11 protein-coding genes are annotated in these 11,243 nt (G+C 61.5%); 2 read left to right on the top strand and 9 right to left on the bottom strand.

Annotation, left to right across the window (positions count from 1 at the left end; translation table 11 throughout):
* Positions 1-11: 11 nt before the first annotated feature.
* Together C8K44_RS19775 and C8K44_RS19770 are read left to right on the top strand one after the other, a co-directional pair.
* Complete coding sequence (locus tag C8K44_RS19775; RefSeq protein ID WP_109577486.1) at positions 12-1,538, top strand: FGGY-family carbohydrate kinase; 1,527 nt, start codon at positions 12-14, stop codon at positions 1,536-1,538.
* The gene (locus C8K44_RS19770) at positions 1,535-3,160 is read left to right on the top strand and encodes a GMC family oxidoreductase (RefSeq protein WP_109577485.1); all 1,626 of its coding nucleotides are present in this window, start codon (positions 1,535-1,537) and stop codon (positions 3,158-3,160) included. The genes C8K44_RS19775 and C8K44_RS19770 overlap by 4 nt, the downstream gene beginning before the upstream one ends.
* Positions 3,161-3,205: 45 nt before the next feature.
* Here the strand turns inward: C8K44_RS19770 and C8K44_RS19765 are convergent, their stop codons facing one another.
* From C8K44_RS19765 to C8K44_RS19725, 9 genes are all read right to left on the bottom strand, one after another.
* Positions 3,206-3,898, bottom strand: coding sequence for a glutathione S-transferase family protein (locus C8K44_RS19765; RefSeq protein WP_109577484.1), 693 nt, complete (start codon positions 3,896-3,898; stop codon positions 3,206-3,208).
* A gap of 19 nt (positions 3,899-3,917) precedes the next feature.
* Positions 3,918-4,508 (bottom strand): VOC family protein, encoded by a 591-nt coding sequence (locus tag C8K44_RS19760; RefSeq protein ID WP_109577483.1) that lies wholly within the window; start codon positions 4,506-4,508, stop codon positions 3,918-3,920.
* 64 nt (positions 4,509-4,572) lie between these two features.
* Positions 4,573-5,874 carry an AMP-binding protein gene (locus C8K44_RS19755; protein WP_109577482.1) on the bottom strand — a complete coding sequence of 434 codons (1,302 nt, stop codon included), beginning with the start codon at positions 5,872-5,874 and terminating at the stop codon, positions 4,573-4,575.
* Between the two features lies 1 nt (position 5,875).
* Positions 5,876-6,664, bottom strand: a complete 789-nt coding sequence (locus tag C8K44_RS19750; RefSeq protein ID WP_109577481.1) for a citryl-CoA lyase — start codon at positions 6,662-6,664, stop codon at positions 5,876-5,878.
* 964 nt (positions 6,665-7,628) lie between these two features.
* Positions 7,629-8,591: a D-2-hydroxyacid dehydrogenase family protein gene (locus tag C8K44_RS19745; RefSeq protein WP_109577480.1), complete on the bottom strand. Its 963-nt coding sequence runs from the start codon at positions 8,589-8,591 to the stop codon at positions 7,629-7,631.
* Between the two features lie 22 nt (positions 8,592-8,613).
* Positions 8,614-9,033 (bottom strand): RidA family protein, encoded by a 420-nt coding sequence (locus C8K44_RS19740; protein ID WP_109577479.1) that lies wholly within the window; start codon positions 9,031-9,033, stop codon positions 8,614-8,616.
* A gap of 106 nt (positions 9,034-9,139) precedes the next feature.
* Complete coding sequence (locus tag C8K44_RS19735; protein WP_109577478.1) at positions 9,140-9,523, bottom strand: carboxymuconolactone decarboxylase family protein; 384 nt, start codon at positions 9,521-9,523, stop codon at positions 9,140-9,142.
* A gap of 61 nt (positions 9,524-9,584) precedes the next feature.
* Positions 9,585-10,244 (bottom strand): TetR family transcriptional regulator C-terminal domain-containing protein, encoded by a 660-nt coding sequence (locus tag C8K44_RS19730; RefSeq protein WP_109577477.1) that lies wholly within the window; start codon positions 10,242-10,244, stop codon positions 9,585-9,587.
* A 3-nt stretch (positions 10,245-10,247) separates the two neighbouring features.
* Complete coding sequence (locus C8K44_RS19725) at positions 10,248-11,207, bottom strand: PDR/VanB family oxidoreductase (RefSeq protein ID WP_109577476.1); 960 nt, start codon at positions 11,205-11,207, stop codon at positions 10,248-10,250.
* Positions 11,208-11,243: the final 36 nt, after the last annotated feature.

Here is an 11,243-nt window from a genome sequence, read left to right as displayed (position 1 = left end):
GGGAGGAGCCAATGGGCAAGTACATTCTGGGCCTCGATGCAGGCAACACCGTCATCAAGGCGATCATCTTCGACCTGTCGGGGCAGGAACTCGCGCTCGCCGCGTGCGATGGTCGCTCCAGCATGCCCAAGCCTGGCCATGTCGAACGCGACCTTGGCGAACTCTGGCGCAATGCAGTTACCGTCATCGGCCAGTGCATCGACCAGGCCGGCATCGACGCCAGCGAGATCGTCGCCATCGGCTGCGCCGGCCATGGCAACGGGCTCTACGCTCTCGACCGTGACGGCGCGCCGCTGATCGGCATCCAGTCGCTCGACACGCGTGCCATAGGCATCGTCGGCGAATGGGCCGAACAAGACGTCGGCGAGCGCGCCTATGTTCATTGCCTGCAAAAGCCGTGGGCGGCGCAGACACCCACGCTGCTCGCCTGGATCAAGCGTTTTGCGCCCGAGCTTTTTGCTCGTATCGACACCGTGTTCCTGTGCAAGGATTTTGTCGTCAACCGGCTGACCGGAGGACGTTCCACCGACACCACTGATATGTCAGGTTGCGGCCTGCTGCAGATGCCCGGCCGCCGCTACGACCAGGACCTGCTCGTCGCCTACGGGCTCGGCGACTGCATGGACCTTTTGCCGCCGGTTCTGGAATCGGCCGAGATCGCCGGCCACATCACGGCGGAGGTCGCGACCCTGACCGGCCTGCGCGCCGGAACACCCGTTGTCGCCGGCCTGTTCGATGTGGTCGCCAGCGCCGTCGGCTCGGGCGTCACCCGCACGGGAGCGGCTTCCATCATCGCCGGCACCTGGAGCATCAACCAGGTCATCACAGACGAACCGATCCGCGATCCCAGAATCTTCATGGTTTCGACCTTCGACCCCAGGCGCTACCTGGCGATCGAATCGAGTGCCACCTCTGCTGCCAATCTCGAATGGATCGTCCGCGAGTTCCTTGAGCACGGCCATGACACAGGCGCCTCGCCGTTCGAGCTCTGCAGCGATCTCGTCGCTTCCATCGATCCCGACGGCGACATCCCGATCTACCACCCCTTCCTCTACGGCTCGCAGCAGAACGGCCGCGCGCGCGCCGGCTTTTACGGCATCGCCGGCTGGCACACCCGCGCCCACCTGTTGCGAGCGTTGTTCGAAGGCGTCGCCTTCGAACACAGGCGCCACGTCGAGACCTTGCGCATGGCAGGCGCCGTCTTCGACGAGGTCGTGCTGTCGGGCGGCGGCTCGCGCAGTGCTGTCTGGCCGCAGATCTTCGCCGACGTGCTTGGTGTTCCCGTCATCGTGGCACGCAGCCGCGAGACCGGTGCTCTGGGTGCGGCGATCGCGGCAGGCACCGGCGTGGGCATCTTTGAGAACTACGGCGCTGGTGCTACCGCCATGACCTCGGCCGCCCGGCACTATAAGCCCAACGGCGCGATTGCCCCTGTTTATTCCAGGCGCTATCGCCTGTATGGCGAGATCAACCAGGCGATGACGCCGATCTGGCAGCGCATCGCCGCTGAGCAGGCATCCGAGCAGGCGCAACCGTGACCGAAGTTTCTCCCTCATCATTTGGCGAATACGACTACATCGTTGTCGGCGCAGGCTCCGCCGGTTGCGTGCTTGCCAACAGGCTTTCCGACAACCCGCGCAACCGGGTGCTCCTGCTCGAAGCGGGCGGCAGCGACCGTTATCACTGGGTCAACATCCCGATCGGCTACCTCTACTGCATGGGCAATCCGCGCACCGATTGGCTGATGAAGACCGAGCCGGAAGCGGGCCTCAACGGGCGCAGCCTCAACTATCCCCGGGGCAAGGTCTTGGGCGGCTGCTCGTCGATCAATGGCATGATCTACATGCGCGGCCAGGCCGCCGACTATGATGGCTGGCGCCAGGCCGGCAATGTCGGCTGGGGCTGGGACGACGTGCTGCCCCACTTCCTGAAGTCGGAGGACTATCACGGCGGCAAGAGCACCATGCATGGTTCAGGCGGTGAATGGCGCATCGAAAAGCAGCGCCTGTCCTGGCCGATCCTCGACGCCTTCCGCGACGCAGCCGAAGAACTTGGCATACCGCGCACGAACGACTTCAACACCGGCACCAACGAGGGCTCCGGCTATTTCGAGGTCAATCAGAAAAGCGGCGTGCGCTGGAACACCTCCAAGGCATTCCTGCGTGGCATCAAAGACCGCCAGAACCTCCGCGTCGTCACCGGCGCCGAGACCGAGCGGCTTGAATTCGACGGCCTCCGCGTCACAGGGCTGATCTTCCGCAAGGACGGTCAGCTGCATCGGGTCAAGTCAGGCCAGACCATCCTCGCCGCCGGCGCCATCAACTCGCCGAAGATCCTCGAGCTCTCCGGCATCGGCCAGCCGGCGCTGCTGTCGCGCCTGGGCATCGAAGTCCGCCACGCCTTGCCGGGCGTCGGTGAAAACCTGCAGGACCATCTGCAGATCCGCACCGTTTTCAAGGTGTCGAATGCAGCGACACTCAACCAGCGCTACCACAACCTTTTGAGCCGGGCAGCAATGGGTCTCGAATACGCGCTGAAGCGCAGCGGCCCACTATCCATGGCCCCGAGCCAGCTCGGAATCTTCGCCAAGAGCGATCCGCGTCTCGAAACACCCGATCTCGAGTATCACGTCCAGCCGCTCAGCACCGACCGGCTCGGCGAACCGCTGCATCGTTTCCCTGCAGTGACCGTGTCGGTCTGCAATCTACGCCCCGAAAGCCGTGGCACAGTGCATATGGCCTCGGCCGACCCACGCGATGCGACGAAGATCCAGCCGAACTACCTCTCCACCGAAGGCGACCGCAACACGGCCGTTGCCTCGTTGCGTCATGTCCGCCGCCTGATGAAGGCCAGGGCGGTTGCCCGCTTTGCGCCGGAAGAAATGCTGCCCGGAACGCAATATGACAGCGACGCCGATCTGCTCCGCAAGGCCGGCGATATCGGCACGACGATCTTTCACCCGGTCGGCACCTGCAAGATGGGCGCAGACAGCATGGCCGTCGTCGACGACCGGCTGCGCGTGCACGGCCTTGAGGGGCTGCGAGTGGTCGATGCCTCGATCATGCCGACGATCGTTTCCGGCAACACCAACTCGCCGGTCATCATGATCGCCGAGCGGGCGGCCGAGATGATCCTGCAGGATGCATCGGCGAAAGGCTGACGCCGCCCGCCTTTTGCTGCAGGACACCCAAGCGACCGTTCGCGCCTATTGGCTCTGCGACCTTACATAACCGATGTACCCGCGGACATCTGCGGCCGGTTCGGCGTAGGCGTCGCCGAGCGTCTTCTCCATCGCCGCGACATAGGCCTTGGCCCATGCCGGCAGCGGATAGTCGATTACCGCTAGGAACTCCAAGGTTGCCGCAAGCCTGATATCCGCAATGGACGGCTTGTCTCCGCCAATGAACGCCTTGTCGCCGATGTAGAATGTGCGGAACACCTGCAAAGGCTCGGCAAGCGCGTCGACGGCCGCCTTGCGAGCCTTTTCCTTGGTCGCGGGATCCGCATCGCTGTGGCCGACCTCGCCGGGATACTGCGGAAAGTTCAGTGCAGGATAGGTGGCTCGCGCGAGATATGGATAGAACGTGCCAATCAGGTAGAACATGGCGCTGTCGATCATCGCGCGCTTTTCCGGATCCTTCGGATAGAACTCCTCCAACCCGTGCTTGTTGCTGAGATACTGCATGATCGCGCAGCTCTCCCAAAGTGCCCCATTCGGCAGCTCCGCTGTCTCGATCATCGGCGTCAGATGCGCTGGGCAAATCGCCAGATACTCAGGTGTCCTGGTCTGGCCAAACACGTCATTTTCGGTGAACCCCAGACCCGCGGCACGCAGAAACACGCGCGCGGTCATGTTGTTGACGCTGGGCTTGATGACGTTGAGCTTGATGTCAGGCATGTTTCTTCTCCCTGCTTCCTCAGCGCTTTTCATAAGGGTTCTTCGGCGCCCGCTCCTCCGACAAAGTCGGCCGCGTTCTTTCGATCAGCGCCTCGATGGCATCGGCCAGATGCACCTCGGCGATGTTGTAGTCGCCCCGGGCGACCCTGACCTTGTGCGCCTCCATCAACACATCGGCATGCGTATGGCCGAGCGGCGGCTCGAAACGATAGGAAGCGAGTTCGATCAACAGGCCGAGGGGATCTTCGAAATAGATCGAATCCATGAAACCGCGATCCTTGACGCCGCTGTGCCTGATCCCGCGCTCATCGAGCCGTGAAACCGCCTGCAGGAACGTCACGCGGGACACCGCGAATGCGATGTGATGGACGCAGCCGATGTCCGTTGGTGTCCTTTGCGGATCGGCCTTTCGATTTTCGTCGGTAAAAATGGTGATGAGCCGCCCGTCTCCAGGATCGAAATAAAGGTGGCTTTCGCTGGCTTTGTCGAGATTGGGCTGTTCGAAGATGAACGGCATGCCGAGCACACCTTCCCAGAAATCGATCGAGGTTTTCCTGTCGGCGCCGACCAGCGTGATGTGATGAACGCCCTGCGATTGAAGTTTTCGCATTACCATCCTCCGCTAGAGCGCCGTGCGTTCGAATGAACGCCTTGCGGCGCCTTTGAATTGCGCGTCAGTGTTGCACGAGTTTCGACTTGTATTCACTGCGCTGGAGCGTTCCCCACGGCACCAGATCGATGCGGGTCGAAACGACCAGGGCGTCGCGAATGCGCTTTTCGATCTTCTCGGCCAGTCCGCTTTCCTCGTACTTGCCTTTCGCCAGTTCCACCAGGACCGGAAGCGGCGGCGCTTGCTTGACACCCACGGCGTCGGGCTTGACCATGATCTGCCCCCCAATATCGGGCGCGAATTCGTTCACGATTTCGCGGATGGCCGAGGGAAAGACGTTCACCCCCCGCACGATCAGCATGTCGTCGGTCCGGCCGATGCAGCGCAGCCTCGGCGCGGTACGCCCGCAACGGCAGGGCGAGGTGTAGATTTCGACATGATCGCGCGTGCGGAATCTCAGCAGCGGCGCAGCCTGGTGCCTGAGATGGGTAAGCACCAATTCGCCCTTGGCGCCGTCTTCCATGCCCAAGTGCGCGCCACTTTCCGGGTCGATCAGTTCGGCATGGACAAAACCTCGCGCCCCCAGATGCATGCCGTTTCGCTCTTCGCATTCGCCCCACAGCGAAACCCCGATATCGCCGATCCCCATCGCCTCGGTGACCCGCGCTCCCCAGGCCTCTTCCAGTCGCGCCCGCATCGACGCTTCGCCGCCGCCGGGCTCGCCAGCAACGAGCAGGCGCCTGACGCTGGAACCTTTCAGGTCAAAGGCACGATCGCTCGCCCACTCGGCGAGATAACTTGCATAAGACGGCGTCATCACCGCCGCCGTCGGTTCCAGCATGCGGATGGTCGTCATCAGCCGCTCGGTGTTTCCGGTACCCACCGGGACGTGGCACAGCCCGAGCCGGTCGAAAGCGCCGAGCGCGGCGCCCGCGGCAAATGGGCCGGCGTTGTAGGTCGACACGATCATCTCGCCGCGCTCGACGCCCGATGCCGAATAGCTGCGGGCCGATGCCGTCACCCAATTGTCGAGATCTTGCGCCGTCAGTGGAATGTAGCTCGGCGTGCCTGTCGTCCCGCTGGTCGAGTAGACGCGTACGATCTCATCCCTGCGCACGGCGACATGAGTGCCCATCGGATCGGCATCGCTGCAACTGGCCCTGATTTCACTCTTCTCGGTCAGCGGCAGATCGCCGATCGCCTCAAGCCCGCCAATTTCATTGGGCCTCGCGAACCCCGCGCGCTCGAGCTTGGAGCGGTAAAACCGTGATTGCGCCAGAAGATACGCGATTTGCCTTTGATACGCCGCGTCGTCCAGGCGAAGCTGCTCTGCCCATGCCAGCGTCTCGACCTCGGGCGCCAGCATCTCAGTCCCCCTCGTCCAGGTGGTAGGCGACCGCTGCCTCCGCGTTCGCCGCCATCACGAATCCCAGCGGGTTCTGCTGCTCTTCGGCGAGATGGGCAAGTATCCCGCCGGTCCGCGCCAGAAGCGGTATCGCCTTGATCATCGAGGCAGGAAATTCGAGATCGAGCAGCACGGCGGCAATCGGCATCGAAACGTTCATGACCAGCGGCTTGCCCCGTGCAGCGGCGACAGCTTCGCGAAAATGCCGCGCAAGATCGACATGCGGGCCGCTGATACCGCGCTCGTCGGCAAGCTCGAAAATGCGCTCGGCGCGGGGATCGACCGGGCGATGTGTCGGATGACCGAACCCCGGCATCCTGGCACCGGTACCGCGCAATTCCTCGACGATCCCGAGCGCGACCGCTTGCGGCGCTGCTCCAGCAGCCACGCGAGCTTGCGCCGTCGTCAAGAGCCTGCCGCACATCTCCGACGTACCGAGCAGCACAGAGCCGCAGCCCAGAAGGCCCGCCGCAAGCGCGCCCTGCAAGGATTCAGGTGCCGCCGCAAGCGTCATGCGTGCCGCCTGCACGGTCGGCGTCAGTCCGTGCTCGGCTATCGCAACTAGCAGGAGGTCGAGAAAATACCGCTGCTGCGCGCTCGGCTCCGAACCCGTCACCAGCAGATAGAAATACTCGGTGAAACTGAGCCGGCCCATCAGCTCGCCGGTCAGATCGCGTCCGCGCACCTCGACGGCGTCGGGCCTGGCAATACAGATCCTGGTGATCCCCGCCCCTGGTTTGGCGCCCTGCATGTGTCACCCATGGCCATGCTGTCTGCCCGGACAGGTAGCGCCCGACATGCAACAGCACCGACTGGTGCCGATACTAGTTCAAATCTGGTCGCCCTACCAGAAACCGACGCGGCCGATATCCGGATGTCCTGGCCCTTGCTGTCCTGTACGGCTTCGGGCGCATCCCGGCCAATTGCCTGAGATCGCCCTGAGGACGGGGTGTTGGAGACAAAAAAGCCCGCTTGATGCGGGCTTTTGTTTGTAAGGATTGGTTGGTGGGGCAGGCTTTGTCTTTTTTGTCCGGCGTGGTCGGCTTTGCCTGCTAGCGGGCCCCTGATACAGTTTCAGATCGACCGTCGCCAGCGTCCAAATACACCAAAGCCCGCACGAGGCGGGCTTTGGTGTATTTGGTTGCGGGGACGCGCAACCTTCTCAACCTGCGTTCCCCCTCAATTTACCGCCGTGCGCTGGAACAAATGGCCGCAGCGGGCCACCGAGGGCTGTTTCGAACTGGAGCATAGAAGCTGCCTATGCTCGGAAACTGATCAGACAACAACGTATGTAGGTCTACGCCCGCATCAGCGACCGTAGATAGATATGCCCGAGAGAGGGCGACATCTAGAGTTCAACATCCGGCTCTCTTTTTCAAAGTGCAGAAAATCAAAGAACAAGATTGCTGCGTTTTGTGCGACGAACATGTAATCGAGTTAAGTGCTCATTGTTTCGGACGTGGTCACCATCTTGTTCAATACATTCGGCCGCGCGAAAGCGGCAATCGGCGGGCAAAGATACCGTCGATTGCCGCCAGCCAGACGGTGTCCTCCCGCCAAGGTGGAATGGCAACCATGTTCCCAGCGCGCCATCCCGCAGAGAGCCCAGACGTGAGGACGAATAGAAAGAGCCCCCCATCGAGACGCAGAAGTCCAGCGCGAATGTGAGAAAGCCTGCAACAACCGCCCGCGTGTCGCTCCGACTTGCATCGTGTTTACACGGGTTCAGCCAACGCACGAAGCGGCGCTCCACCCAGCCACGCACCGATATTCTCGAGCGCGTCCCCATAGTAGCCGCGGTAATTGTTTTCAGACACATAGCCAATATGAGGCGTCGTGATCAGCCGGGCTGAGCGACGGAGCGCGTGATCAGCAGGCAACGGCTCGGCATCGAACACATCGAGTGCCGCTCCCCCGATGGCCCCGGCATCGAGTGCAGCGACCAGTGCCTCGGTATCTATGAGGCCACCGCGCGAGGTATTGATCAGCAACGCTGTGGGTTTCATTTTTTGCAGCTCATTGGCACCGATCATATGCCTTGTGGTCTCGGAGAGGACCATATGCAGGCTGACGACATCGGCGGTTTCCAGCAGATGCTCCAGAGACGGGGCCAGGGTGACGCCGGCATCGAGACAACGGTCGTTGGTCAGGTTGGGACTCCAGGCCAATGCCTCCATCTGGAAGGCTTTCGCATAGCGCGCAATCACCTGTCCGATGCGGCCGAGCCCTACGATGCCGATGGTCTTGCCTGCGAGATCGACCCCGACCGTGCCTTGCCAGCGAGCATTGGTCCGTATCGCCTGATGTTCCTGCGGAATGTGCCTGGCCAGCGCCAGAAGCAGACCCCAGGTGAGTTCGGGCGTCGGCGTGGAAATGCTGCGGGTGCCGCAAACCGTGATGCCTTGTTGCGCCGCTGCCGCCAAGTCGATTGCGGCATTGACCATGCCCGTCGTGATCAGCAACTTCAGCCGCGGCAGCTTCGACAGCAGGCCTGCATCGAAGCGCGTCCGCTCGCGCATCGCAACAATGATGTCGGCATCGGCAATCGTCGCCAGCGTTTTCACGATATCCATCGGAAGATGACTAAAAGTCAGCTCGACCTTGCCCTGAAGACTGTCCCAGTCAGCGCATTTTCTCGCTGCATCCTGATAATCATCAAGCACCACGCAGTTCAACATAGGACCCACCCGAAATGAGCTATTAGTCATGCGTCATGCGGGAACGGGCCGCGACTACTTCGATCTCGACCTTGAATTCCTCGCGGGTAAATCCGCTGACGATCATCAGGGTTGATGCCGGTGCCGGGTCGGGAAAAAGCCGATCCCTCACCGACATGTACGGTTTCATGTAGGCCCTGTCGGTGACGAAGGCGTTGATCCGGACGACGTCCGCCAGGGACATTCCGCCTTCGGCGAGAATGACGCGGATGTTGTCGAAGCAGCGTTCTGCTTGCTCGGCGACATCAGGCGAGATCTCGCCATCGGACGATATCCCCAATTGCCCAGAACAGAAGATCATTTCGCAATCGGCAGCCACCGCGACACCATGGCTATAGGCCGCGAGCGGGGGCTGGATCGATTGGGGCAAAAGGTGCTTCAGCGCGCTCTTGGTGTCATTCATCTCATGCCTCAAATCACTGGATGCGAAGCCGCAGCTCCCTGGTCTCGCGAACGCAGGAGACGTGCGAGCGACGTGTTTCAATGGTGGTTTCAGGAAATCCCGCGGCTCATTTGGCGGCCTGCTCCGCCATCACTTCCTGCGCCACGCGAAAGCACTCGAGCGCCCGTGGAACGCCGCAGTAGATGGCAACCACATGAATGGCCGCCCTGACCTGTTCCTTGGTCACTCCGTTCGCATTCATCGCGGCCCGGCAGTGTATTTTCCACTCGTGCATCTGCCCAAGGGCGCCGATCATTGTGAGGTTCATCAGGCTTCGGGTTTTTACGTCGATGGCTTCGTCGCTCCAGCCGAAGCCCCATGCCCAGGCAGTCATCGCTTCCTGAAATGGCCGCGTGAAATCATCGGCTTCGGTGAGGTTGACGGCGACATACTCTTCGCCGAGCGTCACGCTTCGCTTCGCCACGCCGCGTTCGAACAGGTTATTGTCCACGATTTCTACCTTGATTTGTCCTTGGCGTTCGTTCGCATGGCGCAGCGCCGGCGATAAAACGTCAGCCCTCAACTTTCACGCTCGCTGGATCCAGGCCGCAGCCACGGAGCACAAAAGTCGTCACCTCGGCAACGATGCGCTCTCGGTCCAGGGGTTGCCCCTCCTTGACACCCATGATGGCGCGAACTTGCGATTCATAGTCGGCGTAATATTGCGTCAGTGCCCAAACGTGGAACATGAACAGGATGGGGTCGAGGGGCTGGATGAACCCGGTGCTGATCCAGCGCTCGACGACGAGCGCAGCCTTGCGGCGGCGCGCCGTCCACTGTTTCCACAGCGGCGCCATGAATGTACCGCCACTCAAGACGTCATTTGTCAGAAGCCGGGATTCCTGGGGAAAATCAAGCGCGAAGTCGAGCTTGCTGCGGATAAGCGCCGAGATCGCCTCGACCGGATCGGCATGCTTGCCGGCAAGCGTGATGCCCTTGCCCCATCGCGTGATGGCCCGGCGCATCACCTCGGCATAAAGCGCTTCCTTGCTGTCGATGTAATAGTGGAGATGCTGCTTGGAGATGCCGGCGCGCTCGGCGATCCCTTGAGTCGACGCTCCCTTCGGCCCATGAAGCGAGAATTCCACGATGGCCGCATCATAGATTGCGTCGAGCACCTGCTTGCGCTTGGCAGCGGAATACGGCGTGCGTGGTGCATCAGCTGTTTTCATGAATCACAAATCGATGCGAAGAGAGGAGCTGAACGCACGGCTGCAGCACAGGGCAAGCTTGTTCTTACGCTCACGAGGGCTCAGGCAAAAATCACGGTGGTCGGGCTCGCCATCTGAATAATTAGTCACGCAGGTACCACATACACCTTCCTCGCACGAGGTCGGAACTTCAATACCGTGGACGCGCAAGACATCCAAGATGCTCTTGTCGGCAGGCACTACTAATTCTTTGCCTGATTGCGCAAGAATTACCGCAAACTGCCGGATTTCGCCTTCCGACGCTTCTTCCCTGGAGGCCGCGAAATGTTCAACATGTACCTGGTCTGTAGGCCAGTGTGCCGAATGCGATCGCACTGCCTTCATGAAGCCGTCCGGGCCGCAGAGATAGAGATGTCGACCATCTACCTCACCCAGCAATTGGGCGAGGTCGATCTTCTCAGGCTCGTCAGCGTCATCGAAATGCAGCCGCATATGCGATGCAAGTTGGGGACGCCCCAGCCGTTCGGCGAAAGGCAGAAAAGCCCGTCCGCGCACAAACAACGCAAGATCAAAGTCGATGCCCCTCGCAAGCAGGGTTTCTACCATGGCCATCAGCGGCGTCATGCCGATGCCACCGCCGACGAGCAGGACAGGGGCCGAGCCCGGCTCCAACGCGAAATGATTGCGCGGGGCGCTGATCTCAAGCAGATCGCCAGCTTTGACGCTGCCGTGCATCGCCGCTGAACCGCCTCGCCCGTTGGGCTCCCGTTTGACGGCGATCACATAACGCCCGGTCTCGGTCGGATCGTTGCAGAGCGAATATTGCCGAACGTACCCCCCCGGCGCATAGACGTCGACATGCGCTCCCGCATCGAATGCAGGCAGACTTTGACCGTCGGCTGCCCGCAGGTCGAAGCTGCGAATGTCTTGCGTCTCGTCAATGATCTCTTGGACCACGACCTGGAGCCGGGAAGGAGTTGTCATTCTATCCTCGTATTAGGCACATGCATGCTTGCTGGC

It is taken from the genome of Aminobacter sp. AP02 (assembly GCF_003148805.1).
Lineage (GTDB): Bacteria > Pseudomonadota > Alphaproteobacteria > Rhizobiales > Rhizobiaceae > Aminobacter.
This window is presented reverse-complemented; position numbering and strand designations above follow the sequence as displayed.

Bases quoted from the DNA above. Each gene is read 5' to 3' on its own strand.
- C8K44_RS19775 (WP_109577486.1), top strand. From the start codon at position 12: ATGGGCAAGTACATTCTGGGCCTCGATGCAGGCAACACCGTCATCAAG.
- C8K44_RS19765 (WP_109577484.1), bottom strand. From the start codon at position 3,898: ATGCCTGACATCAAGCTCAACGTCATCAAGCCCAGCGTCAACAACATG.
- C8K44_RS19760 (WP_109577483.1), bottom strand. From the start codon at position 4,508: ATGCGAAAACTTCAATCGCAGGGCGTTCATCACATCACGCTGGTCGGC.
- C8K44_RS19755 (WP_109577482.1), bottom strand. From the start codon at position 5,874: ATGCTGGCGCCCGAGGTCGAGACGCTGGCATGGGCAGAGCAGCTTCGC.
- C8K44_RS19750 (WP_109577481.1), bottom strand. From the start codon at position 6,664: ATGCAGGGCGCCAAACCAGGGGCGGGGATCACCAGGATCTGTATTGCC.
- C8K44_RS19745 (WP_109577480.1), bottom strand. From the start codon at position 8,591: ATGTTGAACTGCGTGGTGCTTGATGATTATCAGGATGCAGCGAGAAAA.
- C8K44_RS19740 (WP_109577479.1), bottom strand. From the start codon at position 9,033: ATGAATGACACCAAGAGCGCGCTGAAGCACCTTTTGCCCCAATCGATC.
- C8K44_RS19730 (WP_109577477.1), bottom strand. From the start codon at position 10,244: ATGAAAACAGCTGATGCACCACGCACGCCGTATTCCGCTGCCAAGCGC.
- C8K44_RS19725 (WP_109577476.1), bottom strand. From the start codon at position 11,207: ATGACAACTCCTTCCCGGCTCCAGGTCGTGGTCCAAGAGATCATTGAC.